This window comes from Alteromonas sp. W12 (genome assembly GCF_001924945.1).
Lineage (GTDB): Bacteria > Pseudomonadota > Gammaproteobacteria > Enterobacterales > Alteromonadaceae > Alteromonas > Alteromonas macleodii.
Map to the genome: position 1 here is coordinate 309,099 of NZ_LQXH01000007.1, position 26,370 is coordinate 335,468.

A 26,370-nucleotide genomic window follows, 5' to 3' on the forward strand; every position below is an offset into this window, starting at 1 on the left:
AGGGCAGTGGCGAACTCTCTATTGAACAATTTCAAAGGCTCTAACTACGCGCGCGACACCCGTAATATTACGAGCAATATCTACAGCGGCTGTGGCTTCTAAATTGGTTAACCGACCCATCAGGAATACTTCTGAATCTTGAACCACTACCTTAACTTGTAGAGCAGGCACTCGTTCGTCTGCCACAATTTTAGTACGCACTTTTGACGCTAACCACAGGTCGTTGGCTTGTGTGCCTGCACCTATCGCCTCGCCAATTCTAATTTGGTTGTGAATTTTTTTGATATAGCTTACTTCTTGGGCGCGGCGCACAGCTTCGTCAACTAAGCCTTGGTTTGGCGCTTGCCCGGTTAGCAACGCTACACCGTTATAAACATCCACTTGCAGGTTAGCCTGCTCTTTAAGCGCATCGCTTTTCGACCATTGATACGACACCGCAGCATCGGCATTTTGGTCATCAAGCTGCGTGCCCACAGTACGTCTGTCATTAGCCACTTTCGCAGCCATAGCGCCTGCAGCTCCAACGGCCACTACACACCCTTGCAATGTAAGAATTAGGGCTAATAAAGAACCCAGTAGTCCCAAATTTTTCACTTGTGTCCTCTTTACTACTCGTCGCCGTGATCGGCAGGGAATAAGCTGTCGTCAATGCATTCACATAAATTGTGAATTACCAGTAAATGAACTTCTTGAATACGCGAAGTGCGGTTTGACGGTACGCGAATTTCTACATCATGTTCACTCAAAAAGCCCGCCATTTCACCGCCGTCTTTGCCAGTAAGCGCGACAATGGTCATATCGCGAGATAATGCCGCTTCCATCGCTGCTATGACGTTACGAGAGTTACCGCTGGTTGAAATAGCCAACAGTATATCTCCGGGTTGGCCGAGCGCTCGTACTTGCTTCGCAAATATTTCTTCGAAGTTATAGTCATTCGCAATAGACGTAAGGGTTGAGGTGTCTGTGCTTAATGCGATTGCCGGTAAGCTGGGACGGTCGCGCTCGTAGCGATTGAGCATGTTGGAAGCAAAATGTTGCGCATCACCTGCAGATCCGCCATTACCACAGCTCAGTACTTTATTACCTCTAATTAAGGCTTCAACGATCATGTACGCCGCTTTCTCAATATGCTCTGGCAATATTTCCGATGCCGCTATTTTGGTTTGTATGCTCTCGGTAAAATTCGCTTTTATCTGTTCAATCATGTGTCATCTCTTTGTTTTCACCAAACGGCAGACCATTTAGTGAAATTTTTTGCGCTGCATTACAGCGCCTTGATTTTTGTAATGGCCAATATCTGAAAGTCAGAGGTTTAAACTGTGGCCTCAGCGCGAGAGAAAAACGGCCTAACGTTTATCGCTCGCGATAATCAACTCGCATTTACTATTGAAGCGTGCGAAAAAACTCAACCAAGTTTCTTGCTTCATCTTCAACTTTAAAATTTTTCACAACGTGTTCGCGCCCGGCTTTGCCCATTTCTGCAAGTTTGTCCATATCCGAAAGCAGCAAATCCATCTTTTCTGTGACAGCTTGCTGATCTTTGGTAGGTACAATATACCCATCAACGCCAGGCCTAATGATGTCTTCCCATGCGCCCGCCTGAGTAGCTAATACCGCAGCTCCGGCACTCATGGCTTCAGGTACAGTTAATCCAAACCCTTCGTTATAGCTAAGTGCACTTACTAATGACAGTGCACTGAAGATTTTAGGAATTTGCTCAAACGGCAACTCACCGGTGAAAACAATTCGGTCAGTTAACCCGGCTTTAGAAATTTTTTCTTTAAGCTCGTTTACAAATTCTTGGTTACTCGAGGATATAGCACCTACAACTACTGCGTTCACGTCAGGGTATTTGGGCAATACTTTGATGCATGCTTCAACAAATAGATGAACGCCTTTTTGCTCTCTAACTCTGCCCAGAATACCAATGCCGTACTTGCCGCCGTAGCCTAATGCTTGCCATGCTTCTTGCTTGTTTTCTGCTGGCGTGTAGTTGTCTATTTGCACACCGTGTAAATTTATCTTGGCGGGGGGCTTATTTAGATATTTTGCAGAGCGATTACTCATTGCAATAACCGCATCCATTTTATTGCTTAACCACACCGTAGAAGCCGAACGCTTTCGCTGAGCGGCAGAGCTAAATACAAGCTTTATCTTGGCGCGAAACACGTATTTGAGGATCACACCCTGAATCATTTCGTCAACGCGACGCGCATGAAAAATTCGCCACTTACCATTACTAAGCGGGCGTCGACACATTTTTGCGACCTCCCAAAAAGTAATAGTCATTGATGGGTCTGGAACAAAATGCTTGCCCATTATCCGCAAATTAATCATATGCTTCTGTAGCGATGTTACTTGCAGCATCGTAGACGTTACGCCAGAAAAATTAGAGCTGGAGTTGCCGACTATTAGCTCTATTTCTTGGTTATCAACGCTGCTGGACGAAACCTTGTTGTTGGGATGACTCATTATTTGTGGGAACCTAAGAAACTTTCATCAAACCGATGAAGGGTTGCAAATCATAAGATAAAACAAACGGAATACGTCTGACATAAAGACATTTTCATCAATATCGGCCACGCCCATCGTTGGCGTACGCTTCTAGCCCTCTTTGGGGGACATCAGTTTAAAAGCTGGATATTGTCAGTCTTTAGCCCACGTTCTTCAACCACTGAAGGTTGTCTCCGTCTATGGCAACAACGTCTATTCGCAGAGAAGTAGACGCTGGATTTAAGCCATTATCTAACAAATAGAAATCAAACGCAGCCTGAATTCGCTGGAGCTTTTTGGCAGTCACAAACTCTAAAGCACTGCCAAACTGATTTCGTCTTCGGTATTTAACTTCAACGCACACTATGGTGCTGCCGTCTTGCATTACAATGTCGAGCTCGCCACGCCGAGTGTGGTAATTTCGACATCGAAGAATAAGGCCTTGTTCCATCAGATATTTACAGGCCTTGTCTTCTGCTGCACTCCCTTGCAGTGTTGACATAATTTTACTCCGAAAGCATTTGAACTTTTTCGTTACGAATAATTGCCTGAGGCTGTTTGCGTATTACTTCACCTTGTTGATTAAGGGAAAGTGTACCCGTTAACCCTTCGTGTGAAAGATATTTCAGCGTGTTAAGCATGCCTAGCTGAGGCAACAACTGATAGGCATCAAAACCGAACGCAAATAAACGTTTTTGCATAGTATTTTGATTTTGCCAAGCCTGTTCAACCTCCTGCTGAAGAGGTTGCCAACTATGTGAAGGCATTAACCAAGGCATGTCGATAAAGTGCACATTCTGCAGGTCACGCCATTGGTTTTTCCCGCTGTCGTAATCCATTGAACGAGAGGTGGCATACACGGGGACTTGTTTGCCATCGTATGGGTTTAAGCTCGCTTCGATAATGGGGTTAAGCAGTTCTGTGTCTTGAGGTGAAGCAAATGCAACAATGGCATCAATATCACGCCTACTGCGAGGCATGTTGTACACTTCATCATTTGTCATGTACTCAATTTGATTGATACGCTCGTTGCTTTGCGCCACATCTAGCGCCTGTGTAATTCCCTCTCGAAGTGAATTACTGTCGTTAAACGATACCGACGTTATGTTGGCTCGCTGCTTGTTTTCCTGATTGTTGAGTATTCGCCAGTGCTTTTTAAAGGTGTCGTCCATTCGCTGGTACAGACTGCTTTGTGCGGCAATAACGATAGGCGCACGATATCCTTTATTAAAGATAAATTCAGCAAGCTGCTTTGCTTCATCTTCTGGTGCTAGCCCGTAATAATTCAGCGAGGTAGGCAAGCCTAATGAGTGGAGTTCATTTTGTGTGTCATCACCTGCGAGACCTGTACCAGAGGCAAGAGCATCATCGGCTATCGCCGGATTTGACGATCCTGTTGCCAACCCTTTAGCAGACGCATTGTCTGGCAATTCGTCAGGCCTGTTTAATGCAAGTACGTTCACACCAAGCGGCAAACTGGGAATTAAACGTTCAACAGTGTCTTTTAAAAGAGGGCCAATGATGAACTTGGTATCGCCAATTTCGCTGAGTAAATGCTGTGTATCTACTTCGTTGGTGTCGATAAAACGAAGACGAGGTAGAAGGTGTTCATCTTGGCGCTTTTCAACATCGGTGTAATAAGCCGCCATGATGCCATTTTTAACGACTTGTCCTGTGCGAGCTAACCTGCCAGAAAGTGGTAGTAAAACCGCAATATCGTTGGCGCCAGCATCGGTAAGCTGGGTTGCTTCAATTACGTTTTCAGGCAAAGCGTTTTCTAATACATGACCGCGATAAACCTGCTTAAATTGCTGCAGGCTTTTGGCTAATTTTTCCGGTGACGACGCGTTTTCTACGGTTAGTTCGCGAAGAGTAATGAAAGGAGACAGATCGGGATAAGCACTGCCCACTGAATCAAGTGACGATGCAGGAATGGAGGTAATCCACTGCCAAACTTGTTGCACTTTTTCATCGTCAGTAAGATTGGTTTTTAATACGCTATTCGCTGCCGCAGCCAGGTTGCCTTGCTGCGTGAAGAGCTGGGTTTGAAGCTCCGCTTTTTGGAATGCGGTTTCGCCTGTACCGGTTACGCCATCCAACATAGCCAGCAATTCTTCTGCCGAGGCATCAGGCATTCCCGCATAGGCTTTGGTTACCAGAAGGGAGTAATAAGATTGATTTACACCTGAAATACCGTCTTCTTTTACCTCATATAGCACTTGCTGAGCCAAAACGGGCTGTTGATTTTGAAGGTACAGGTCAGCCGCTTGCAGCAACAGCGTATCGCGCTGTTCTTTGTTGCGGGTGCGCTCCCATACTTTTTTTGCTTCAAGGAGTTTGTGCTCAGGCGTGACGTTATCTTCAACCTGTGTGGTTTCAATTGGGGTAGGTTCCACTACCACAGGCTTTGACTGGGTTTTAGGTGTACTTCCACAGCCCGTTAGCACCAATACAGAAGCGACGGCTGATAGCGTAAAGATTTTTCCAGCTTGTCCAATATGACGCACAGTTTCATTCCTTTTACATCGTTATAGGCCAAGTTTATCTTAACCAGTGTGAAAATCTACGCTTGCCAGCATAATCTGGACTAATGGCGTGATACACTTATCGCATATTCTTTAAAAATAACGTAAGACTTAACCACTGTTATGACAGACACCGCCACCTTATATATTGTTCCAACACCTATTGGTAATTTAGACGACATAAGTGCCAGAGCAATACGCGTATTAAGTGAAGTAAGCTGGATCGCTGCCGAGGACACCCGTCACAGCGCTCGACTCTTACAGCACTTTAGCATTGGAACGAAGACTCTTTCTCTGCACGAGCATAACGAAGATAAGCGCACAGCAATGCTTTGTGAGCGTTTAAAGGGCGGCGAGTCGGTAGCATTAATAAGTGATGCTGGAACGCCGTTAATCAGCGACCCGGGCTTTGTTTTGGTACGCAAGTGCCGTGAGCAAGGTATTCCGGTTAGCGCTCTGCCGGGCCCATGTGCTGCAATTACAGCATTAAGTGCTTCGGGACTGCCAACAGACAAGTTTATATTTGAAGGATTCCTACCGGTTAAAGTGCAGGCACGTGAAAGCGTGTTGTCAGCGCTAATAGATAGAACGTTCACCACAGTTTACTATGAAGCCCCACGACGAATTTTAGACACCGTTACTGATATACAGCGCGTTTTAGGCGAACGCCAGATTGTTGTAGCGAAAGAGCTATCCAAAACCTTCGAAACCTACGTGAGTGGCAGCGCGCAAGATGTAATTGATTATCTCAATGCGGATGTTGCGCACCAGAAAGGCGAATTCGTCGTCATGATTGGCCCCGCGAAGGTAAGTGACCAGGCGATACCTAGTGAGGCAATGTCGTTGCTAAGTGTTTTGTGTGAGCACATGCCGCTTAAAAAAGCCGCGGCGGTGGTCGCCACTCACTATGACTTGAAAAAGAATGCGCTTTATCAAGCTGGGCTAGACGCAAAAGCGTAAACACGTTGTTGATCTTAAGGGCCTTGGAATAAATACAAAGGAGTGTAATTCACGTCAACTGCCCAGTTCAAAAAGGACTGAGGTTTATGGAGGCTCATATGACAAAAACACTCAAAATCACCATGTCAGAAGGAAAATGGTTAGTTGATATATTTTCTCAAGCTAACGACTCAGGTGTTTACGACTTAATCCACCCTAATACCTTTGCGGAAGTTTCTCTAAATGAAGGCGAAATGTACGGCTTTCGTTATAGCCTGCATGGAAAAGCGGGAACGTCATTTAAAATTGAGTTAGATGACGAAGTACTGGCTGAAGGTGAGATAGACAAATCTGAGGCGGCGTCGGGAAGTGGAGTTGTATAGTCACTAACCCCATCGCGTCGCCATAAAAAACAATGCGCGATGAATTCCTATGTTGTTTACTTGAATGCTAAGGCCTCGCTCTGACCTGAAATCAATTCAGTTTTTCCTTTTTCAGGAAATAATGTGAGCGAATTAACGTTTTGTGGGTCTTAGTTAACAAAGAAAAAATTTCGTAAAAGAATAGTTTTTATTGGTATTATTTCAATATTCCTTTTGCATTCTTTTTCTTTGTAAATTCATTTTCTTATATTCAACGGCATTATCATGTTTCAGCATTTCATATTAACGCGCTTTAATCTTCGAAAAAAAGGTTGGGATGAGACCAAATCTCAATCCAAAGTTTTAACTGATAGCTGGATGGAAAACAGATTGAAGCTGTTTGAGCAGTACTGTTATTCGTCTATAAAATCTCAAACGGTAAAAAACTTTGAATGGCTAGTATTTTTCGATACGAATACACCAGAAATTTATCGCGAAAAAATAAACGAGCTAGCTTCAAAATTCTCCAATTTTATCCCTATTTACGCAGACGGAATGGAAAACTTTTATCCGTCTATAAAAAAAGAAATAGCGTCTAGATTAACAGCCCCCTTTCTTATTACGACGAGGCTTGATAACGATGATAGCCTTCACCAAGACTTCGTTAAAGAAGTACAGAATCAATTTTCAGAGCAATCTTTTATGGCAATTGACTTTGTTGACGGATATACGCTGCAGGTAGCGCCTCGTGTAAGGCTAGGCCTGCACTCACATGTGCATAATCCGTTTATGAGTTTAATTGAAAAAAGTGAAGATTTTAAAACCATCTGGTGTCAAGAAAGGCACGGATATTGGAGTGGTGTAAAAGAACTGACGCCTGTCAGAGGAAAGCGAATGTGGATGTCGATTATTCATTTTGAAAACAAGGTGAATGAATATAAAGGCTATGGAAATGTTCCCAAAGAAAGGGTTGAAGATTTTAATTTACACCCTGCTGCCCTTGAAGACGTTATTGCAAACGTTGAAGATCCCAAAGTCAGTAGCAAAAGCGCGCTAAAGCATAAAATTAAGACAAATTGGAAGGTGAATTTTAAGCTGATGAAGAGGGCGTTATTTTCTTAAGTAGTTATCTAAAACTACTTAGTGTTCGCATCAGTCTACTCTGGTGACTATTAACTCATATTTGGGTTTAATATTAACCTCAGAAAAATGAGGGGTTCATTGATTAAGGTGAACCAGATAGTAGGGAATTTACTGTGTGAGCCGTGCAAATTAGCAAGCTGTTTGTTTAATCAAACAGCTTGCCCATAAAAAGGCTCATTAACAATTAGCCAATTACAAAAAAGCTAATTAAGACAAACGACCTTTAAAGTCTTCGTAAGTGAATTCGCGAACCAGCTCAAAGTCGCCGTTAGAACGCAGAATGCCGATAGCAGGATGTTCTACACCGTTGAAGAAGGTGGTTTTTACCATGGTGTAATGCATCATATCCTCAAACTGTAATCGGTCGCCGGTCTTAAGCGGCGCATCGAATGAGTAGGTATCAATGACATCGCCTGCAAGGCACGAATTGCCACCTAGCTTCACATTATATGCTTTTTCATTAGGCATACCCGCGCCCAAAATTGTAGGTCGATAAGGCATTTCCAGCACATCTGGCATATGTGCAGTAGCTGAAATGTCTAGAATAGCGATATCACCGTCATTTTCTACCATATCAACCACTTCGCAAATTAATGGCCCTGTCTGCCATGCTACCGCAGACCCTGGCTCAAGAATTACGTCTAGGTGTGGGTAACGGGCTTTAAAGTCTTTTAGTGTGTTGATGAGGTGCTCAACATCATACCCTTCACGGGTCATCAGGTGCCCGCCACCTAGGTTTAACCACTTTAATTGACCAAGCCATTTGCCAAAACGCTTTTCAATGGCTTCAAGGGTGCGTGCAGTAGCAAAAGAATCACACTCACAAAGGTTGTGGCAGTGAAAACCTTCAATACCCGATAAGTCTACGCCTTCTAGCTCACCAGCGCGTATGCCTAAGCGCGAACCTGGTGCAGCTGGGTCGTACAGTGGTGTATCTGCTTCTTGATGCTCAGGGTTTATGCGAAGGCCTAACGACACGCCTGCTAGCACGTCTTCATGCGCGTTCCACTGGGTCAAACTATTAAAAGACAGGTGATTAACAAGACCCGCCAATTCCTTTGCGTCATTAACCTTGTACGCAGGAGAATATGCGTGAACTTCTTTACCCATCTCTGCAGCAAGTTTCGCTTCCCAAACCGAACTGGCCGTTGCGCCGTGTAAGTACTGTTTGATGATGTCGAAGCAAGACCACATAGAAAAGCCTTTAAGCGCCAAGATAATACGCGCGCCAGATTCGTCTTGAACCCGTTTCATCAGCTCAAGGTTTTTAATTAATTTTGCTTCTTCCAGCACGTAGCAAGGAGAGGGAATATCAGTACGTTGAGTTAAATCGGTCAATGGGATAAAGCTCCAAAAAATAAAACGGCTTTCAACATTTATCAAACGCCTAATGTATTACATTACAGGTCGTAGCTCAAAACTACTCTGTGTCCTACATTCCAGTAATCTGATCTAGATTTAAATAGTGGCGTTAATAAAAAAGGGCGCTTGAATTAAGCGCCCCGATATTTCAATTATTTAGTGAAAGGGCTACCTTCACATTCGAGTACGTGCCATGGCAGACCGTGCTCGTTAAGCATATCCATGAATGGATCTGGATCGAATTGTTCCATGTTCCATACACCTGCTTCTTTCCATGTGCCGTTAAGCATAAGCGCTGCGCCAATCATTGCAGGAACACCTGTGGTGTAAGATACTGCTTGCGCGCCTACTTCTTCGTTACATTTCGCGTGGTCACAGTTGTTATAGATAAAGATAGTTTTTTCTTTGCCATCTTTAATACCTGTGATGTAAGTGCCAATGCACGTCATACCGCTATAACCTTCAGCAAGTGAGCCTGGGTTAGGAAGTACTGCTTTCAAGAACTCTAGTGGTACAATCTTCTGGCCTTGGAATTCAACTGGCTCAATGCTAGTCATACCAATACCTTCAAGTACACGCAGGTGGTTAAGGTAAGCATCGCCAAAGGTCATCCAGAAGCGTGCACGCTTAAGGGTAGGGAAGTGCTTAACAATAGACTCTAGCTCTTCGTGGAACATCAGGTAAGATGCGCGAACACCAATGTTTTGATAGTCAAGATCTTCACGTACGCTTAACGGATCCGTTTCTTTCCACTCGCCGTTTTCCCAATAGCGACCGCGTTGGGTAATCTCACGAATGTTGATTTCAGGGTTGAAGTTAGTCGCAAAAGCCTGACCGTGATCGCCGCCATTACAGTCTACGATATCAAGATAGTGGATTTCGTCGAAGTAATGCTTAGCTGCATATGCTGTGTAAACGTTAGTTACACCTGGATCAAAGCCACTGCCAAGAAGGGCCATAATGCCCGCGTCTTTAAACTTGTCTTGGTAAGCCCACTGCCACGAGTATTCAAACTTCGCTTCGTCTTTAGGCTCGTAATTGGCGGTGTCTAGGTAATCAGTATTAGTTGCAAGACATGCATCCATGATTGGAAGGTCTTGATATGGCAACGCAAGGTTGATTACTAGGTCTGGCTTTACTTCGTTGATAAGTGCTTCCACTTCTTTTGCGTTGTCAGCATCAACAGCGAAAACACCCTTAACGCGATCTGCACCTACTTCTTGCTGTAGCGCTTCACACTTAGATACCGTGCGGCTTGCTAAGTAAATTTCGTCGAAATGTTGCGGTAAACGTGCACATTTTTTCACAGTTACCGACGCAACACCGCCAGCACCAATAATTAAAACGCGAGACATAATAACTAATCCCTAATTTTGCTAATGAATTTTGGGCTGAATGCTAGCAGACCAATGGGATTTGGCAAGCAAAGACAGCCCATGACAGTACAAAAAATTTTAATCGTAACAACGAATGTAAAAGGTATTGCACACCTACTAGCGGCCTACCTTTCAAAGGCCTCATTATTGACCGTTTATGGTCTACGCCGAGATACGTCGTTCAATAGAAGTTTGAGCTGATACGAAAGCAGACACGTTCTCAAAATTAATAACGTGTCTGCAATTCTGCTCGGTTTAAAATAAAAAGTCGCTCGAATTTCAGCGGGTAACCGTATCAATTGGTGGCGATATGACTACCTTATCATCAACTTTGTAATAAGGGTAAAGAATCAAACGCTCTTCATGATTTGGTGTAGCAGTGGCTATGGCAATGGCGTCGAGGGTTTTACTGTCTTGGGTATTAACCGCCGCAGCATAAACCAATACGCTGTAGCTGTTTGTGTCGGTGGTGGTATCGATAATTCGCCATTGAAGCTGCTCGATAAGCTGTGACTCTCGCTTTTGACCTTGTGTTTCGTCGTTGAAAATACAACCTACTCGGCCGTTTTCATAGATGGCAGCAAAGGGGTAAAACACATCGCATACGGGTAACATAAGCTCACATAAGCTTAGTGACTTCGACACGAGTACGTTTAATGGCGTTGGCAATGTAACTGGACGGTCGATCATAGCGCATCTCCTGTGAGTTAGCGTTGCTGGACACTTGCTAATACCTACGCTTACTACGTCACATTAGTTTAATATTCACCATTGCGATAGCTAAACATTACCATTTCATACTAAAAGATTAAGAGACTAACCTAGGGCCTGTTGACCTTTGTTGTACATTTTTTCAGCGGTCTGTGTGCCATCTAGACAAGGCGAATGTTTGACGGTTTAGTGGTTCTAAATCGAGAACATTCAACGCAGTATAGATGGCACAAAGGCGCTGCCCGAAGGCTTCCATTTAGACCAAAATTCGTACACAAAAGGTCAACAGGCCCTAGGGCGATTGCTTTTTATCGGTTGTTTTTCAACGCGACTTAATAGTTCGGCGATGAGGAAGTGGACATTAGCTTTAAGGCGCTAAAAGTTGTTTTTGGTATTTCAGTGGTGTTGTTGAGTACCACTTTTTAAAGGCGTGGGTAAATGATGATTGTTCCTGAAACCCCAATAAATCTGCGGTATCAGCGATAGAGTGATGTTTCAGCAGATCATCTAGGCGGGCTTTGCGTTCGCTATTGAGAATTTGTTGAAAACTAGTGCCACTTTGCTTCAATTTCCGCTGTAAGGTGCGCGGACTGATAAAAAGTGCATTGGCTACGCGTTGCTGATCGCAGCCTTTTAAGGTTGGATTGGCTTTTAAAAGCGCAACGACTCTATGACTTATGTCTTCATGCTGATTGGCGGTGAACTTGCTATTGGCAAATTGAACACGGTCGCCGCCTTTGCTCGCCATTAGTTCTTCTTCGGATACTTTTACGAGCGCACTAAACATCGCTTTGTTCTCGCTGGTAAATGGAATATGTAAAAGGTGCTGAGGAAAAATAATGGCGTTGGTGTTGGCGTTATCAACCACCTCACAATTGAACCACATCGCTAGCATGGCTTTTTCCGAATCGCTCAAAGGAAACGTAAAGGTGACGGCATTCAGTTTACAGGCAGAACCTAATATCTTGTAGACGGTTGCTACCCAGGCTGTGGTGTTGCGCAATACCATCTGCTTGCAATCGGCGCTTTTGGGTACCCACTCAACGCGGGTATTGTTAGGTTCGAAAAACACGCTAGTGGTGCCAATGTCAGCGACTAAAGCGTCAAAGCGGGTTAGCGCATTAATGGCTTGAGCCAAGTTTTCGCAACTTTCAACAAGGTAACCCAGTACTCCGTAATCTTTCGCCTGAATATGTTTACCCAACTCAAAACCAAATAGCGAATTGTTGGTTAATGCGACCCCTTGGTTTAACAGCTCAACGTATACATTCATATCAACACGTGAAGAGCCAGACAGTGAGTCATGCTTTTGGGTAGTTAACGAAACATTGTCGGCATTAACGCCTAAGCTAACTAAATAGCTCACCGTACTTTGGATATAGGCTGAGGAAACTGATGGCATATGCTTGTCGCAAAATAACAAAAACACTGTCGCATTAACGCAAGATAAAATAGAAATGTCAATTTATGCTAGGAGCCGTCAGAAAAGGAAATAACGTAGATGGTTGACGTTTACTACCAAAAAAATATTGCTGCAACGCCCAAAGAACTGCGCGATACGCTGCTTGATCACCAGAATTTAAGCGATTTTTTCAACGCGTCGTTTAAGGTATTGAAAGCAGAAAATGATAATGAGATTAGCGGTGGAAAGGGCTGCGTAAGAGAAGTCACTATTCTTAGTGTACGTTTTAAAGAAGAGATTGTTCACGCAGATACCAACGGCATTGAATATAGAGTGGTTGATGACTTCCCAGTGAAGGCTCACAGGGGCGTTATTGCGTTCACACAGCAGGAAAATTCAACAAACGTTTCTTATCGCATAACCTGTCGCGCCCCCTGGTACATACCTAGCTGGTTACTGTCGCGCCTACTGCAAAACGATATTGAGAAATGTCTAGATAAGTTAGGAGCACGCTTTGATCCCCGTTGAACTTATTTTGCTAGGGTTAAGCCCCGTATTTCTACTGTGTGTTTTTGTTGAATTTAAGAAAGCGCGACAGTTTTACAATGTAAAAGACAGTGTGAACAATGCCTTACTTGCACTACTTCATCAGGGCTCTGATGCATTGGTCTTGCTTCTACTAATGCCTTTTTTTATTTGGTTACACCAGTTTTCACTATTTAAAATAGAGCTTAGTGCACTATCGCTTTTTGCAGGTTTTATCCTTCAAGACTTTTTGTACTACTGGTTTCATCGTGCTTCACACAACATACACTGGTTTTGGCTAGCGCATGTGGTACATCACAGCTCGACAAAAATGAATTTCACAACGGCCTTCAGACAAAGCGTTTTGTACCCTTTTGTCGGCATGTGGCTGTTCTGGGTACCAATGATTCTTATTGGTTTTTCACCAAGTCTGGTTTTTGCCATTGTCGCTATCAATCTGGCTTATCAGTTTTTTGTACACACTCAGACAATTGGAAACCTAGGCTGGGTAGAGCGTATCTTCAACACGCCTACGCATCACCGTATTCATCACGCTACGAATAAACCATATATCGATAAGAACTACGGTGGCGTGCTTATTATATGGGATAAGTTATTCGGCACTTTCGCTAAAGAAGACAAAACGATAACGATAAAGTACGGCATTATAGGAAAAATGCCTGAGGACAATCCTCTTAGCGCCAACTTCAGTCAAATAGGTGTGCTTCGTGAACAGCTTCAGCACGCAAAAGGGATAAAAGCAAAGTTAAAGAGGTTGTTTGGCTATCCTGTCGCAGATTGATAGTAATGGTGCTCGCGCGCCTGAACTATGTTTTTACAACTCATTCAATTTGCACACATTCATTGGCAGAAACGCACCAAAGTAAAGCATATTGTTGACCGAGATGAAGCAAAGTGGGAATGCCATTTAAATAGACTTTCCACACTCAAGGATCCGCAACCTCTAGAGTTGCATTACAACCAACAGCGTCTGACTGAATTCGCTTTCCTTAGGCGCACTTTTTGCAAATTAACACCTTATCAGTTGGTAACAACATACTAGCCAAGCTTTTACAGTAGCTAAAAGCGCCAAGGAAATAGGGAAGTTAAATGAAAGAGTTTATTGAAAATATGCCAAAAGCCGAACTTCACGTTCATATTGAAGGCACATTAGAGCCTGAGCTAAGTTTTGCCTTAGCGCAGAAAAATAACGTTTCACTGAAAGCCAAAACACCTGAAGAAATGATAAAGGCGTATGATTTTTATGATTTACCTTCTTTCCTCGATATTTACTACGCGGGTATGAGCGTGCTCATAGAAGAGGATGACTTCTACCAGCTTACTATGGCATACCTTAAGAGAGCCGCAGCACAGAACATCGTTTATGTTGAGCTTTTCTTTGACCCCCAAGCTCATACAATTCGAGGTGTGAGTTTCGATAGCGTTATTAACGGAATACATGCAGCGCAAAAAGATGCGCGCACTGAATTGGGTGTAGAAAGTCAGCTTATCCTGTGCTTCTTGCGAGATATGTCGGCTGAATCAGCAATGGAACATCTGAAGCTAGCTAAGCCCCACCTCAACAAGTTAGTCGGCGTCGGGCTCGATTCCGACGAGAAAAATAACCCGCCATCAAAGTTTGCAGAAGTATTCTCAAAAGCGCGTTCATGGGGACTTAAACTTACAATGCACTGTGATGTTAACCAAGACAATACGCAAGAGCACATACGTCAAGTAATTGAGGATATTAAGGTCGACAGGATTGATCATGGTGTAAATATTCTCGAATCTGATGCTTTATGCGAGCTTGCAAAATCAAAAAATTTGGGATTAACGGTCTGTCCTGTTTCAAACAAATTTGTTGTTCAATCACTCACTTCTTGTGAATTGAAACAAATGTTGGAAAAAGGGTTGCTGCCGAGTATCAATTCAGACGATCCGTCTTATTTCAGAGCCTACTTGAATGAGAATTTAATTGCCCTACAAGAAGAAGGGCAATTCAGCAAAGAGGATTTAATCACGCTTGTTGAAAATAGCTTTAAAACCAGTTGGCTTTCTGAAAAGCGTAAAATGGATTATTTAGATACGTTGAAACGTTACACGGACACTGTTGCAGTAGCGTAATTTTGCTTTAAGTATTTCGTTTTAATTAAAGGTGCTGCGCAGAGCGGCACCTTTAACAAGGAGTAACGTTACTCTTTACTAGCAATTTTCTGAAGGTTGCTGTGAATTTTGAAAAGTACGATAAGCAGTTCGCACCAGATTCTTGCGCCAATACAGCCAGACACGATAATAAATAGGCCGTATACAAAACTCGCGTCGTACCCTACAAACATCGTTGTTACGCCACTTACCACAGATCCTAAAAGCAATAGCCAGTACACGAAAGTGATAATCTTAGGGGTTAACATTGAGTCGAAGAAGAAAATATCTTTCATAATCATTCCTTGATGAAGTTTGCAGGTAGCAAGCGCTAATGTTATGCCGCATCCTGCGACAAACTTCTTGTTGTTATCGTTGTTTAGTGTTTAAAAGAATTGTGAGCAAGCTCACAGGGATAGTTGTAACACCGAAAGGTAGTGATCGCAACACTCTGTTATAAAAGGGGTTTATCTTGCGCCTTGCAAGCCGCCTGTGTGCAGTACAACAATGCGTGACCCGTCTTCAAACATACCTTTGGCCAGCATATCTTTAACTGCCCAAAAGGCTTTGCCGGAATAAACAGGCTCGATATCAAAATCGAAAGTATTATTAAAATCGTTGCAGAAGGTTTGAAGCTCATTTGGCGCTTTGGCGTAACCACCGAAGTGGTAGTTGTGTTCAATATGCCAATTTGATCGCCCAAGCGAGGCTGGAAGAAATTGTTCGACTAATCCTTCTAAGTAGTCTTCACCCTTCAGCACGCCAACACCGACAGCGTTGCAACCAGTGTGATGGAGAGTGTCTTTCGCATTATTTTCATTACGTTTATTTAATGCACTGACTATTCCCGCCAAAGTGGCTCCACTAGCGACAGGAGCGACAATAAAATCAAAGTCTATGTCGATTTCATCAACCATGTCCTTTATCCCTTGAAGCGCTTGTGCTTGGCTTCCGCCCTCAGGAATGATCATCGCGTCAGGTTGCTGCTGCTTAAGATGAAGTATATATGCGCTATCGTTTCGCTTTTTGTAAGTGACTCGGTCTACATAGTCGATACGGGTGCCCCAACTTTTCAAATCCTCAATCATGGGTGTAGGTGCAGCGCTGTAGTCACCGCGAATAACGGCGTTAAAAGGAATGCCCAATTTATAACAAACAAAGCCTAGTGCATGCAGGTGGTTAGAAAAACCGCCGCCGAAACTCACTATCGTTTTTGGCAACGGGCTGGTGAGCGCATGACTTAGCTTTCGCCATTTATTACCTGACATTACAGGGTGAATAGCATCATCACGCTTAACAAATAGCGATACCTTGCTGGCACCTTCCCAATTTGGCTTAAATGGGATTAGCGGTGAGGGCAGGGTTAATGACGATTTAAATGCATCAAGGGGAAGCACAACGAGAGCCTAGTGTCAGTTGATCAAATGTGTGAAGGCAAGAGTATAACCAGATAGAAATTCAATAAAAGACCTGTAATGTTTATTACGCTAATAAGAGCATAGTTATGGTTATCAAAATGTATGGCCTATTTCACGAGTTGAGAGCTAAATCCTTACCAATGCGCCCAGAAAGTGCCAGTGGTGTGTGGGGATATTCGATGTATAGCGCTAGCATGGCTGCGAAGATGTTTTCCATCATGCTTTTTGTTTCGGTATCAACAAGCGGGCTAATCATGTCAAAGAATGCGGTTGCGCAAGAGCCAGATGTTAAGCACATCAGTAATTATGTTCCCAATGCAAAGCTCGTTGGAAAAGGAATGTTCTCTTACTACTTCTGGGATGTGTATACCGGTGAGCTTTATGCGCCTGATGGCGCTTACCAAAACCAGCCCCCCTTTGCACTAAAGTTAACGTACCAGCGAGACTTGGAAGGCAAGAAAATTGCCCAGCGTTCTATCGATGAAATGAAAAAGCAAGGAGACCTATCGGCTGACGACTCAGACAAGTGGCTTTCCCTAATGAATAGTATCTTTCCTGACGTCAGCGAGGGCGACGTCATTACCGGTATCGCTACGAAAGATGGCACGAGTGTGTTTTACGTGAACGGTGAAAAGGCTGATGAAATTGAAGACAAAGTATTTACACAGCGTTTTTTTGATATCTGGCTAAGCGATAAAACGTCTGAGCCAAAATTTAGAAAGAAGTTATTGGGAAACGGATAAGGGCAACGCTTTATTAGCATTACGCCAAGTCTATCTCGTCAATTGATTAAGGTTGCGAAAGTGATAAAGAATACGGTGAAGTTTGTTTTAGAAATCGGAATTGCCACTTTAACGGTAGCAGGGCTATCCGGATGCTCTGTTTCAGTCGATGGTGAAGACTACAGGTCTGTATCGCCTGTTTTCGATATTGAGCAATTTTTTGATGGGAACGTTAAAGCCTGGGGCATTGTTCAGAACCGCTCGGGCGAGGTGGTGCAAAGGTTCGTAGTAGACATCGATGGTTCAGTAGATGGCGATACGTTAACCCTTGATGAATCCTTTAATTACGGTGTGGGCGACGGTCCAACGTCCCGTACTTGGACCATCGTAAAGCAGAGTGATAATAGCTATGTGGGTCGCGCGAGTGACATTGATGGTCCAGCCAAAGGCACAAGCTTTGGCAACGCATTTAACTTTCATTACGAGATGGATTTGCCGGTGGATGACACTAGCTATTCAGTGACGTTTGACGATTGGTTTTGGGCATTTGACGACAGTGCTATGATGAACCGTTCGTATATTCGTAAGTTTGGTATTGTGATGGCAGAAGTCACCATATTTATGCAAAAACAAACAGACTAATACGCCATTAACCTCGTTTTTTGAAAAATGCTGGCCAGTAGATTTACTGGTCAGTGACTTGTTACTCGTCGGCCCCCCATCTTTATATATTTCCGTTTTCGTTTCACATTTGAAACTAATCGACATTTACTTTGGCATTACCCGTGAGGTGGCATTTCGTTCCATGCTAATGTAAGCGTTTAATTCTTTATTTTTCTTTGCTTAGGAGCGTTCATGAAAGTTGCATTGATGATGGAAAACAGTCAGGCGGCTAAGAATCCGGTAATATTAAATGAGCTCACAAGCGTGGCGGACTCACTGGGACACGCTGTATTCAATGTGGGTATGAACAGCGAAACTGATCACCATCTTACCTATGTGCACTTAGGCATAATGGGAGCTATTCTACTCAACTCAAAAGCTGTCGATTTTGTGATTTCAGGCTGTGGTACGGGTCAAGGGGCTATGATGTCATTGAATGCTCATCCAGGCGTATTTTGCGGTTATTGTATCGACCCTTCAGATGCATTTTTGTTTAACCAAGTTAACAATGGAAATGCGTTAGCGTTACCTTTTGCAAAAGGCTTTGGATGGGGCGCTGAACTTAATGCGCGTTATATCTTTGAGAAAGCGTTAACAGGCGAGCGTGGCGCGGGCTATCCCGTTGAACGTAAAGAACCTCAAGTACGAAACGCTGGTATTCTCGCAGATTTGAAACGTGCGTTGGCTCCAGAGAGCTACGTCGATTCACTGAAAAAAATGGACGTTGAACTGGTTAAAACAGCCGTATCTGGAGAGCGTTTCCAGCAGTGTCTATTTGACCACGGTCAAGATGAAGAGATTAAAGCGTACGTGAAGTCGCTGTTAGCGTAAGCGACTGGCACAAATCACAACGTTGAAAATGTAGGATAAAAGCGCTGATGCTAAGAAAAAAGCGTCAGCGTTTTTTTATTTTTTGTCGACAAAAACAATAGTCCAAAGCTTAACGCTTAAACGTAAATACCACACCTAACCCGTGCCCTTTAACTAGCGGGTCGTGAATAAACCAAATGTGGCCGTCGTGTAACTTCACAATGGCAGACACAAGCGATAAGCCCAACCCATTTCCCTTACTGGTTCTACTGCCGTCTGCCCGATAAAATCGGCGTTCTAGATTAACAATTTCATGTTCACCCACGCCAATTCCCGCATCGTTCACAGCAATCACGATATGACTTGCCGTGGTAGAGAGCTGTACGGTGACCACACTGTTTTCGTTAGAGTACTTTATGGCGTTGTCTAACACGTTAGCTACAGCTTGAAATAGCAGGTTAGGATCGGCACGCATAGTAACTGCATCGAGCTCGCTCGATAGGGTAATGTCGCGTTCTTCTGCAAGGGGGTGATACAGGTCAACCACGTCCTCTACGATGGCGCGTACGTCAGTGGAACAAAAGCCTTCTTTCTTATTGGTGGTTTCAAGCCCACTTATGCGTAACAAGCTGTTAAACATGTTTAGCAGGTTGTCGGCTTCTTGGGTCGTATCTTCCCTTAGTTGAGTGTCTTCGATTTTTTCTAGCGTGTTGCGAAGTCGAGATAATGGAGTGCGAAGGTCATGGGCGATGCTATCGGTCACTGACTTTATATTGTTGACTGAACTCTCGATAGTATCGAGCATTTGATTAAACACAAATGACAAACTGCTCAGGTCGTCCCAATTACTGTCAATTTCTAAACGCTCTTGCAAGTTTCCCGTTTTGATAATTTTATCCGCCGTTTGCGACATGCGGTTAATTCGATTAACCACGTAAACAGCAATAGCGAAGCTCAGCACACTCAAGGTACAAAGCAACACCACAATGATCCAACTGAACGTTTTACCAAACCACTGTGCGCTGTATAAATCGTCAATGCCACGACCAACGTAAAGAACGTGATCTCCAAGGGTTACTTCTCTCATAAGTGCTTGGCGCAGCGTTTTTCTCGTTGTGCTATTGGGGCGGGTGATAACTATTTCTGCGGTAGCAAAACTGGCGCTTTTGTGGCGCTCAAGAACAAGGGGAATTGACGACAAATTGCCAGCCACAACTTGTTCATCTTTACTCAGTGCAACGAATGAACGTAGGTGGTCGGAGGCTGAGGTGATTGTTGAGCCATTTGGCGAATGTTGGCCATTGTCCTTGGCTATCGCTAACTTAACCGCGTCAATACCGAGGTTTTCATAAAGAGTAATCAGAGCGTTTGTTTTGGCATTAACGGCAGCATTCGATTCCGAAATAAACAAGTCGCTGCTCGTTAATCGCCAAAAATAAATGATTAAAACAATGGCAATACAAGCTAGAGTAGTGAGCAATACGCCTACGCGAAAACTTGAACTACGCGTAAAGTCGCGTATTGCTATCATGCAAGCCCGTCCGCTATTCGATATCCTGTGCCTCGCACAGTCTCTATAAGCGGGACATTAAACGCCTTATCCACTTTTTGACGCAAGCGGCTAATGTGAACATCTATCACATTCGTTTGCGGGTCAAAATGATAGTTCCAAACCTGCTCAAGCAGCATGCTTCGCGTCACGACTTTACCCTTGTGACGGAGCAGGCATTCAAGCAATTGAAATTCTTTAGACTGCAGGTCAATCTCTTGATCGCCACGCAATACTTTGCGGTTAACCAAGTCTAGAGTGAGGTCGCCTACTTTTATCAGCGTCTTGTCTTCACCTTCTTTGTTACGACCTGCAAGGCCTTCAACGCGAGCAAGTAGCTCTTCAAAGGCAAAAGGCTTAGTTAAATAATCATTAGCGCCTGTGCGAAGGCCTTTGACCTTGTCTTCAACCTGACTTTTTGCACTCAGCAATAAAACGGGTGTTGTGTTGCCTTCTTCGCGAAGTTTTTCTAAAACAGAAAAACCGTCGAGTTCGGGCAGCATCACATCCAGAATTACGGCGTCTAATTCGTTACTTGACGCCTGTTGGTAGCCTGATGTTCCATCACCTACTGTAATACATTCATGCCCTTCACCCAATAGTCCATTTGCAATGTGCGAGGCAACCTTTGGATCATCTTCTACAAGTAGCACTTTCATTATTACGCTTCTTTTGTTTATCAACATTCACACACTTATTTGGCGTTGCTGTCGCCATTATGTGGCGATTAATCGTCAGCAAGCAAAATCAAGCAGTCGCAAAGCAGTATCGCTTTCACATGCTTTTACGAGTGTTAAGTAACGAAACGATCACTTTTAAGCTTTTTCGCATGTAGCGACAATTTGTTCAGGTGTCTAGCGCCCAAAGGGGCGCATGTACAATGCATTGGCTTGCTCTACACTCTTGAACTGCGTTCTCAAACTGTACTCTTAACTTGTACTGGGGCACCGGTCAACCTGCACCTTAATCAAACACTTAACTTAATTAGCCTCTGTCAAAACGCATGCTGGCGTTATAAGGCGTGAAGTGTTGAACATCGCCTCGTGCACATTTTTCCTGAACTTCGTGCCAATATTCAGGGGTCATCAAATCACCGTGCAACGATTTAAGTATATCTTTGAACTTGCGTTTACCTACAATGAAATGCTCAAACTGCTCGGGGAATACGTCGTTAGGCGCTACCGAGAGCGTATCAATAGCATAAGGATCGTCAGATTTCGGCAGGGATCTAAAATTGCGCTCATTCATTAAACAAATTTCATCATAGTCGTAGAAAATAACGCGGCCATGACGGGTAATACCGAAGTTTTTATGTAGCATGTCGCCAGGAAATATGTTGGCCATGGCAATTTGCTTAATGCACAGTCCAAGCTCATCTAGTGCACGGGTAATTTTCTCTTCATCTGTTTCTTCTTGTAGATACAGATTAAGCGGCGTCATTTTCCGTTCAATGTACATGTGTTTAATGATGAGTTCAGATTCAGTGAATTCTAGACTCGATGCACACGTCTCTTTGAGTTCATCAATTAACTCAGGCTCAATTCTGTCTAGCGGAAACCTAAAATTCACATATTCATGAGTGTCGGCCATTCGGCCCACACGATCTGACATTTTCACGAGTTTGTAGCATTCCTTAACGTGCTCACGCGTGATTTTTTTGCTCTCTGCAAACTCGTCTTTAATAATCTTAAACACCACGCCATAAGACGGAAGATGGAAAACCATCATGACCAGGCCTCGAATGCCAGGAGCCGCCTCAAATTTGTCGTCCGACTCGTCCATGTGCTGCAAGAAGTTGCGATAAAACACTGTTTTACCGTGCTTGTAGTGTCCCATTGCCATGTACAGCTCGAAGTGCTTTTTATTGGGGAGAAGCTCTTGAAGAAAGGCGGCAACTTCCGCAGGGTTTTGAGTGTCAGCCATAAAGTAGCTGCGAGCAAAACCGAAAATAACGCTTAAGTCTTTGCGATCAGTTAGCAGCGCATCCACAAACATATGGGGTTCGTTATAGCGTCTCATGGCGATAACAAACGGCAGCGTTTCGTCGGGCATGCAAATTCGCCCAATCAGGTAAGCGGCTTTTCCTCTAAAAAACGTAGGCTTAAGGATTTCCACAGCTTGAACGCTGGCTAGCTGCTCCTTATTCAACCGAGCGCGAAGCGCGCTTTCAAGGTTCTGTAGGTCTCGCTCGAAGTTTTCAAATGGAATGTTGTATCGATATATCTTAAAAATTGACTCGTACATTTCACGCACCGTGGTGGTGGTGTCGAAGCTGTTAATCACTTTGTCTCTGTCTTGCCCGGGTAAGAAACAGCGGCTGGGCAAGACAAACATCATATCGTTATCGATTTTTCTATGTTTAAACAAGCGGCCAATTACAGAGTTGTAAAAGGTTTCGGCTAGCTCAAACTGCGGGTGGCCTTCTAGCTGTAATGCAAATACTTTCTTAAGCTCTTGCCAGAAAGCGTCGTCTTTTTGATGTACTTGAGTTAGCTGATAAATTTCGGCGACAGCGTCTGACAGGCTTTGCTCGTAAATGGTTATTCGCTCTTTAGAGGCAAGCTGAGTTTCTTTCCAATTTCCCTTTTCGAACCTTTCTTGAGCGCCACGAGTGATGCGGGTGAACCATCGATAACTCTTATCGAAATGAGACAAAATTTGATAGGCAACTTTTCTTACCAAACTCTTATCTTGGCTAGTAGCTAACTCTTGCATGGTCGTGTGTTCCTTATTTTGTTACTCGCTATATCTACCACAAAATAGATAGCTTGAAGAGTGAAGTTTGGCGCAGATAGCGATTAAGTTACCAATTATCAGACACTTTTTTGTTTTATTATACTTTCGTTTAATGTATTCTGTTGGCGGATTAATAACCAATTATAAGTTTGTATTTGATGGGTTTTAATATTCTTATTTGTGATGACTCGGCGCTGGCGCGAAAAATGGCGAGAAGCAATTTGCCAGATGGCTTTGCTGAAACTATTTACGAAGTGTCAAATGGTATGGACGCGTTGGAAGTATTGGCTCATCACACAATAGATTTGGTTTTACTGGACCTGACCATGCCTGTTCTTGGTGGTATCAGTGTGTTGAGTGAAATAAAACGCCGTCAGCTAGAAACGTTTGTTATCGTCGTGTCTGGCGATATTCAGCCAATGATGAAAGAAAAAGTGATGTCTTTAGGTGCACTGGGCTTTATAGAAAAGCCGATAAAACGGGACGTACTAACGTCAGTTTTGCAGCGCTTTGGCTTTATTCTTCCCGATACTTACAAACCAGCGATTGCGGTTTGAGATTTTAACGACTTATAAAGAGCGTTGTAAAAAGCGTTGATAAAGGTTGATGAGAAAAATTGATGAAAAGGGGCGAACTGCGGTTCGCCCTTTTTCATATGCGCTTAGTCAAACCAGTGGCGCGTTTTGTTCGCAAACCACACTAGCGAAAGCATAACGGGCACTTCAACTAATACACCCACCACAGTGGCAAGTGCTGCGCCGCTGTGTAAACCAAATAGCGAAATAGCCACGGCTACCGCCAATTCAAAAAAGTTAGACGTACCAATCATACATGCCGGTGCTGCAACATTATGCGGCAGTTTCATACGTTTTGCCGCAAAGTAAGCAATGGCAAAAATACCGTAAGTTTGTATTAGTAGCGGTATCGCGATAAGCACGATGTCTTGCGGCTGCGATAAAATAGTTTCGGCCTGAAGACCAAACAAAATAACAATAGTGAGTAGCAGGCCGATAACTGAAAAGGGTTTGAACTTGCTAACCAATGCGTCAACAGCGCCATTTCCTTGTGCGTTATTGCCTTTATTTTCCAAGCGACGGCGCGTGATATAACCCGCGACCAATGGCAATACAACATACAGTGCAACAGAAAGCAGCAGGGTATCCCACGGTACGGTTATATCTGTTACACCTAGCAGCAAGGCGGTAAGCGGTGCAAAGGCAACGACCATAATCAAGTCGTTAATTGATACCTGGACTAACGTGTAGTTAGCATCCCCTTTGGTAAGGTGACTCCACACAAATACCATCGCTGTGCATGGAGCGACGCCCAGTAGGATCATGCCGGCAATGTACTCAGTGGCAGTTTGCGGATCTACCCAGTCGGCAAAAATGCCTTTAAAAAATAGCCAACCCAATAGTGCCATAGTGAAGGGCTTTATCAGCCAGTTAATCACCAAGGTCAGTACAAGGCCTTTCGGCTTTTTACCAACGTCTTTAATTGAGCCAAAGTCTATTTGTACCATCATTGGGTAAATCATTAGCCAAATAAGTACTGCCACTATCAGGTTTACGTGCGCATATTCAAGCGCCGCAATAGACGCAAAGACACCCGGCATGGCATAGCCTAGGCCCACCCCTGCAACAATGCAAAGGCCAACCCACACTGATAAATAACGTTCAAAGAAACCCATTCTGATTCACCTTTGTCTTACTTTACAACGATTTTTGATTAACACGCTTACTCACTTCTTCTGCGCTTTCAACGCGCTCAGAATAGCGGTCAACGAGAAAGTCTTTGTTGTCGCGGGTGAGCAAAGTAAATTTCACCAACTCTTCAACTACGTCCACAACGCGGTTGTAGTAAGGTGACGGCTTCATACGACCATCGTCTTCAAATTCTAGAAAGGCTTTTGCCACAGAAGACTGATTAGGGATGGTTAGCATGCGCATCCAGCGACCTAAAATGCGCATTTGGTTTACCGCATTGAACGATTGTGAACCGCCGGAAACCTGCATAATCGCCAACGTTTTACCTTGGGTCGGTCGAACGCCGCCAAGGCTAAGCGGTACCCAGTCAATCATGCTTTTCATAATGCCAGTCATGCTGCCGTGGCGCTCTGGTGAACACCAAATTTGCCCTTCAGACCACATCATAAGCTCACGCAGTTCTTTCACTTTTGGATGTGAGTCATCTTCAGTATCTGGCTGCGGCAATCCACGAGGGTCAAAGATTTTGGCTTCAGCGCCAAAGTATTCGAGCAACCGCGCCGACTCTTCAATTACTAGGCGGCTGTATGAGCGTTCTCTGAGCGAGCCGTAAAGTAGCAAAATACGCGGCTTGTGGTCTGAGAACCTTGATGCAAAGTTAGCCATAATTGGCTTGTGCATTTGCGCCATTACCGCGTTATCAGATGGGCTTTGTGCCTTTGAGCTTTCTTGGTTGCTTGATATATCTTGGCTCATTGATTTACTGTTACCCATTACTGGGCTCCTAATTTTGATAGTGCCTCTTTAAGCGCTGCTTTATCTAAGTTTTTCTCAGCAAGTTCTGCTAATGCCGCTACACGCTTTTCAATAATATCGATGGTGTTGTTGAAGGCCTCTGCTTTCTCTTGTTCGCTACCTTCTAACTTAGACGGGTCTTCTAAGCCCCAGTGCACCTTAAGAGATTTACCGAAATAAACAGGGCATGACTCGCCCGCCGCTGAATCACAAACCGTGACAACAAGATCTGCATCGTAATCTTCAAATTCATCCCACGACTGGCTTTGAAGGCCGTCTGTACTAAACCCGCGCTCTGCAAGGTACTTAAGAGAAAGAGGGTGTACTTCCCCTACAGGCTGGCTGCCAGCACTACGTGCTTCAACATTGCCGTTCGAGGCGTTAGTGATGGCCTCGCAAAGAATGCTGCGGCAACGGTTGTGCGTACAAATATATAAAATCTTCATATAAAACCTTGTTTAATGGTCGAGGCTACTGTGGGTAGCTGTAATAGATAGAATAAGACTTCGAAAAAAAACAGATACTTGGCGACGTATTAAGCTGCAATTAACACTAGGGCCTGTTGACCTTTGCTGTGCATTTTTGCAGCGGTCTTTGTGCCATTCAGAAAGTTTGGAATCTAGCAATTCTCGCAGGACAAATTCGCTAACGCCTCGCTAATATATTCATTGTTGTGAATAGCGGTGTTCTTAATGACCTCCAGCGCCCAAGCGGGTAGGTCAGGATGGAGCTGGTAATACACCCATTTGCCCTTACGAGTATCGAGAACTAAACCGCACTTTCGTAAGTCAGCGAGATGGCGTGAAATTTTGGGCTGGCTTAATTGAAGCGCATCAGTAAGGTCGCACACGCATAGCTCACCTTTTATGCTGAGCATTAAAAGCGTTTTTAAGCGGGTGTCTTCCGACAAGCATTTGAAAAATGTTAAAGGCTGTAGCTGCGCAGAATCAGAACAAGTCGACATAAATCACATCACATATGAAATTTCGTA

28 protein-coding genes are annotated in these 26,370 nt (G+C 43.9%); 10 read left to right on the plus strand and 18 right to left on the minus strand.

The window, feature by feature from the left end; genetic code table 11:
- Positions 1-18: 18 nt before the first annotated feature.
- The 5 genes from AWH61_RS08920 to AWH61_RS08940 form a co-directional block, all read right to left on the minus strand.
- Positions 19-594 carry a BON domain-containing protein gene (locus AWH61_RS08920; RefSeq protein WP_014950523.1) on the minus strand — a complete coding sequence of 192 codons (576 nt, stop codon included), beginning with the start codon at positions 592-594 and terminating at the stop codon, positions 19-21.
- A 14-nt stretch (positions 595-608) separates the two neighbouring features.
- Positions 609-1,205, minus strand: coding sequence for a phosphoheptose isomerase (locus tag AWH61_RS08925; protein ID WP_014950522.1), 597 nt, complete (start codon positions 1,203-1,205; stop codon positions 609-611).
- A gap of 178 nt (positions 1,206-1,383) precedes the next feature.
- Entirely contained in the window at positions 1,384-2,472 is a 1,089-nt protein-coding gene (locus tag AWH61_RS08930) for a glycosyltransferase family 4 protein (RefSeq protein WP_075176857.1), read from the minus strand.
- 181 nt (positions 2,473-2,653) lie between these two features.
- Positions 2,654-2,995 carry a YraN family protein gene (locus tag AWH61_RS08935; protein ID WP_069944823.1) on the minus strand — a complete coding sequence of 114 codons (342 nt, stop codon included), beginning with the start codon at positions 2,993-2,995 and terminating at the stop codon, positions 2,654-2,656.
- A gap of 4 nt (positions 2,996-2,999) precedes the next feature.
- Positions 3,000-5,000, minus strand: a complete 2,001-nt coding sequence (locus tag AWH61_RS08940; RefSeq protein WP_075176858.1) for a penicillin-binding protein activator — start codon at positions 4,998-5,000, stop codon at positions 3,000-3,002.
- 141 nt (positions 5,001-5,141) lie between these two features.
- Here AWH61_RS08940 and rsmI point away from each other — a divergent pair, with 141 nt between their 5' ends.
- From rsmI to AWH61_RS08955, 3 genes are all read left to right on the plus strand, one after another.
- A complete protein-coding gene (rsmI, locus tag AWH61_RS08945; RefSeq protein WP_014950518.1) occupies positions 5,142-5,978 on the plus strand; it encodes a 16S rRNA (cytidine(1402)-2'-O)-methyltransferase in 837 nt (278 codons plus the stop codon).
- 98 nt (positions 5,979-6,076) lie between these two features.
- On the plus strand, positions 6,077-6,340 hold the full coding sequence (locus AWH61_RS08950) for a hypothetical protein (RefSeq protein ID WP_014950517.1): 264 nt from the start codon (positions 6,077-6,079) through the stop codon (positions 6,338-6,340).
- A gap of 264 nt (positions 6,341-6,604) precedes the next feature.
- On the plus strand, positions 6,605-7,441 hold the full coding sequence (locus AWH61_RS08955; RefSeq protein WP_039226238.1) for a glycosyltransferase: 837 nt from the start codon (positions 6,605-6,607) through the stop codon (positions 7,439-7,441).
- A gap of 228 nt (positions 7,442-7,669) precedes the next feature.
- On the opposite strand, the gene nspC is transcribed toward AWH61_RS08955, so the two are convergent.
- The 4 genes from nspC to AWH61_RS08975 form a co-directional block, all read right to left on the minus strand.
- Positions 7,670-8,800 (minus strand): carboxynorspermidine decarboxylase, encoded by a 1,131-nt coding sequence (nspC, locus tag AWH61_RS08960; protein WP_075177112.1) that lies wholly within the window; start codon positions 8,798-8,800, stop codon positions 7,670-7,672.
- A gap of 176 nt (positions 8,801-8,976) precedes the next feature.
- Positions 8,977-10,179: a saccharopine dehydrogenase family protein gene (locus tag AWH61_RS08965; RefSeq protein WP_014950514.1), complete on the minus strand. Its 1,203-nt coding sequence runs from the start codon at positions 10,177-10,179 to the stop codon at positions 8,977-8,979.
- 300 nt (positions 10,180-10,479) lie between these two features.
- Positions 10,480-10,890 carry a hypothetical protein gene (locus AWH61_RS08970; RefSeq protein ID WP_039226244.1) on the minus strand — a complete coding sequence of 137 codons (411 nt, stop codon included), beginning with the start codon at positions 10,888-10,890 and terminating at the stop codon, positions 10,480-10,482.
- Between the two features lie 388 nt (positions 10,891-11,278).
- A complete protein-coding gene (locus AWH61_RS08975; protein ID WP_249922624.1) occupies positions 11,279-12,313 on the minus strand; it encodes an AraC family transcriptional regulator in 1,035 nt (344 codons plus the stop codon).
- 99 nt (positions 12,314-12,412) lie between these two features.
- Between AWH61_RS08975 and AWH61_RS08980 the strand changes: the two genes are divergently transcribed.
- The 3 genes from AWH61_RS08980 (at position 12,413) to add (ending at position 14,962) form a co-directional block, all read left to right on the plus strand.
- Complete coding sequence (locus AWH61_RS08980; protein ID WP_075176860.1) at positions 12,413-12,841, plus strand: SRPBCC family protein; 429 nt, start codon at positions 12,413-12,415, stop codon at positions 12,839-12,841.
- Positions 12,828-13,640, plus strand: coding sequence for a sterol desaturase family protein (locus AWH61_RS08985; RefSeq protein WP_075176861.1), 813 nt, complete (start codon positions 12,828-12,830; stop codon positions 13,638-13,640). The genes AWH61_RS08980 and AWH61_RS08985 overlap by 14 nt, the downstream gene beginning before the upstream one ends.
- Before the next feature lie 308 nt (positions 13,641-13,948).
- Entirely contained in the window at positions 13,949-14,962 is a 1,014-nt protein-coding gene (gene add, locus AWH61_RS08990; RefSeq protein ID WP_014950509.1) for an adenosine deaminase, read from the plus strand.
- A gap of 68 nt (positions 14,963-15,030) precedes the next feature.
- On the opposite strand, the gene AWH61_RS08995 is transcribed toward add, so the two are convergent.
- Both AWH61_RS08995 and AWH61_RS09000 read right to left on the minus strand, forming a co-directional pair.
- Positions 15,031-15,276, minus strand: coding sequence for a DUF4282 domain-containing protein (locus tag AWH61_RS08995; protein ID WP_014950508.1), 246 nt, complete (start codon positions 15,274-15,276; stop codon positions 15,031-15,033).
- 171 nt (positions 15,277-15,447) lie between these two features.
- Positions 15,448-16,377 carry a 1-aminocyclopropane-1-carboxylate deaminase/D-cysteine desulfhydrase gene (locus AWH61_RS09000; RefSeq protein WP_075176862.1) on the minus strand — a complete coding sequence of 310 codons (930 nt, stop codon included), beginning with the start codon at positions 16,375-16,377 and terminating at the stop codon, positions 15,448-15,450.
- Positions 16,378-16,484: 107 nt separating this feature from the next.
- Here AWH61_RS09000 and AWH61_RS09005 point away from each other — a divergent pair, with 107 nt between their 5' ends.
- From AWH61_RS09005 to AWH61_RS09015, 3 genes are all read left to right on the plus strand, one after another.
- A complete protein-coding gene (locus AWH61_RS09005) occupies positions 16,485-17,141 on the plus strand; it encodes a chalcone isomerase family protein (RefSeq protein ID WP_075176863.1) in 657 nt (218 codons plus the stop codon).
- Positions 17,142-17,201: 60 nt separating this feature from the next.
- Positions 17,202-17,762, plus strand: a complete 561-nt coding sequence (locus AWH61_RS09010) for a DUF3833 domain-containing protein (protein ID WP_075176864.1) — start codon at positions 17,202-17,204, stop codon at positions 17,760-17,762.
- Positions 17,763-17,975: 213 nt separating this feature from the next.
- Positions 17,976-18,614, plus strand: coding sequence for an RpiB/LacA/LacB family sugar-phosphate isomerase (locus AWH61_RS09015; protein WP_039226261.1), 639 nt, complete (start codon positions 17,976-17,978; stop codon positions 18,612-18,614).
- 109 nt (positions 18,615-18,723) lie between these two features.
- Here the strand turns inward: AWH61_RS09015 and AWH61_RS09020 are convergent, their stop codons facing one another.
- The 3 genes from AWH61_RS09020 to aceK all read right to left on the minus strand — a co-directional run bounded on the left by AWH61_RS09020 (position 18,724) and on the right by aceK (position 22,857).
- A complete protein-coding gene (locus AWH61_RS09020; RefSeq protein ID WP_075176865.1) occupies positions 18,724-20,124 on the minus strand; it encodes a HAMP domain-containing sensor histidine kinase in 1,401 nt (466 codons plus the stop codon).
- Positions 20,121-20,801, minus strand: coding sequence for a response regulator transcription factor (locus AWH61_RS09025; RefSeq protein WP_014950502.1), 681 nt, complete (start codon positions 20,799-20,801; stop codon positions 20,121-20,123). Before AWH61_RS09025 ends, AWH61_RS09020 begins: the two co-directional genes overlap by 4 nt.
- A gap of 325 nt (positions 20,802-21,126) precedes the next feature.
- On the minus strand, positions 21,127-22,857 hold the full coding sequence (gene aceK, locus AWH61_RS09030) for a bifunctional isocitrate dehydrogenase kinase/phosphatase (protein ID WP_014950501.1): 1,731 nt from the start codon (positions 22,855-22,857) through the stop codon (positions 21,127-21,129).
- 179 nt (positions 22,858-23,036) lie between these two features.
- On the opposite strand from aceK, the gene AWH61_RS09035 reads away from it, so the two are divergent.
- The gene (locus tag AWH61_RS09035) at positions 23,037-23,435 is read left to right on the plus strand and encodes a response regulator (RefSeq protein WP_075176866.1); all 399 of its coding nucleotides are present in this window, start codon (positions 23,037-23,039) and stop codon (positions 23,433-23,435) included.
- 104 nt (positions 23,436-23,539) lie between these two features.
- Here the strand turns inward: AWH61_RS09035 and arsB are convergent, their stop codons facing one another.
- The 4 genes from arsB to AWH61_RS09055 form a co-directional block, all read right to left on the minus strand.
- Positions 23,540-24,568, minus strand: coding sequence for an ACR3 family arsenite efflux transporter (gene arsB / locus AWH61_RS09040; protein ID WP_075176867.1), 1,029 nt, complete (start codon positions 24,566-24,568; stop codon positions 23,540-23,542).
- Between the two features lie 22 nt (positions 24,569-24,590).
- Positions 24,591-25,358 carry an arsenical resistance protein ArsH gene (gene arsH / locus AWH61_RS09045; RefSeq protein ID WP_139308980.1) on the minus strand — a complete coding sequence of 256 codons (768 nt, stop codon included), beginning with the start codon at positions 25,356-25,358 and terminating at the stop codon, positions 24,591-24,593.
- Entirely contained in the window at positions 25,358-25,825 is a 468-nt protein-coding gene (locus AWH61_RS09050) for an arsenate reductase ArsC (protein WP_014980113.1), read from the minus strand. Before AWH61_RS09050 ends, arsH begins: the two co-directional genes overlap by 1 nt.
- A 173-nt stretch (positions 25,826-25,998) precedes the next feature.
- A complete protein-coding gene (locus AWH61_RS09055; protein WP_039226273.1) occupies positions 25,999-26,343 on the minus strand; it encodes a metalloregulator ArsR/SmtB family transcription factor in 345 nt (114 codons plus the stop codon).
- Positions 26,344-26,370 lie beyond the last annotated feature (27 nt).

Excerpts from the sequence above, each read along its gene's own strand:
- AWH61_RS08965 (WP_014950514.1), bottom strand. The coding sequence starts at position 10,179 with ATGTCTCGCGTTTTAATTATTGGTGCTGGCGGTGTTGCGTCGGTAACT.
- AWH61_RS08970 (WP_039226244.1), bottom strand. The coding sequence starts at position 10,890 with ATGATCGACCGTCCAGTTACATTGCCAACGCCATTAAACGTACTCGTG.
- AWH61_RS09015 (WP_039226261.1), top strand. The coding sequence starts at position 17,976 with ATGAAAGTTGCATTGATGATGGAAAACAGTCAGGCGGCTAAGAATCCG.
- AWH61_RS09055 (WP_039226273.1), bottom strand. The coding sequence starts at position 26,343 with ATGTCGACTTGTTCTGATTCTGCGCAGCTACAGCCTTTAACATTTTTC.
- AWH61_RS08930 (WP_075176857.1), bottom strand. The coding sequence starts at position 2,472 with ATGAGTCATCCCAACAACAAGGTTTCGTCCAGCAGCGTTGATAACCAA.
- AWH61_RS08935 (WP_069944823.1), bottom strand. The coding sequence starts at position 2,995 with ATGTCAACACTGCAAGGGAGTGCAGCAGAAGACAAGGCCTGTAAATAT.
- arsH (WP_139308980.1), bottom strand. The coding sequence starts at position 25,358 with ATGGGTAACAGTAAATCAATGAGCCAAGATATATCAAGCAACCAAGAA.
- AWH61_RS08955 (WP_039226238.1), top strand. The coding sequence starts at position 6,605 with ATGTTTCAGCATTTCATATTAACGCGCTTTAATCTTCGAAAAAAAGGT.
- add (WP_014950509.1), top strand. The coding sequence starts at position 13,949 with ATGAAAGAGTTTATTGAAAATATGCCAAAAGCCGAACTTCACGTTCAT.
- AWH61_RS08980 (WP_075176860.1), top strand. The coding sequence starts at position 12,413 with ATGGTTGACGTTTACTACCAAAAAAATATTGCTGCAACGCCCAAAGAA.
- AWH61_RS08925 (WP_014950522.1), bottom strand. The coding sequence starts at position 1,205 with ATGATTGAACAGATAAAAGCGAATTTTACCGAGAGCATACAAACCAAA.
- aceK (WP_014950501.1), bottom strand. The coding sequence starts at position 22,857 with ATGCAAGAGTTAGCTACTAGCCAAGATAAGAGTTTGGTAAGAAAAGTT.
- AWH61_RS08950 (WP_014950517.1), top strand. The coding sequence starts at position 6,077 with ATGACAAAAACACTCAAAATCACCATGTCAGAAGGAAAATGGTTAGTT.
- AWH61_RS08995 (WP_014950508.1), bottom strand. The coding sequence starts at position 15,276 with ATGAAAGATATTTTCTTCTTCGACTCAATGTTAACCCCTAAGATTATC.
- AWH61_RS09025 (WP_014950502.1), bottom strand. The coding sequence starts at position 20,801 with ATGAAAGTGCTACTTGTAGAAGATGATCCAAAGGTTGCCTCGCACATT.
- rsmI (WP_014950518.1), top strand. The coding sequence starts at position 5,142 with ATGACAGACACCGCCACCTTATATATTGTTCCAACACCTATTGGTAAT.
- AWH61_RS09005 (WP_075176863.1), top strand. The coding sequence starts at position 16,485 with ATGGTTATCAAAATGTATGGCCTATTTCACGAGTTGAGAGCTAAATCC.
- AWH61_RS09020 (WP_075176865.1), bottom strand. The coding sequence starts at position 20,124 with ATGATAGCAATACGCGACTTTACGCGTAGTTCAAGTTTTCGCGTAGGC.
- AWH61_RS09035 (WP_075176866.1), top strand. The coding sequence starts at position 23,037 with ATGGGTTTTAATATTCTTATTTGTGATGACTCGGCGCTGGCGCGAAAA.
- arsB (WP_075176867.1), bottom strand. The coding sequence starts at position 24,568 with ATGGGTTTCTTTGAACGTTATTTATCAGTGTGGGTTGGCCTTTGCATT.
- AWH61_RS09050 (WP_014980113.1), bottom strand. The coding sequence starts at position 25,825 with ATGAAGATTTTATATATTTGTACGCACAACCGTTGCCGCAGCATTCTT.
- AWH61_RS08975 (WP_249922624.1), bottom strand. The coding sequence starts at position 12,313 with ATGCCATCAGTTTCCTCAGCCTATATCCAAAGTACGGTGAGCTATTTA.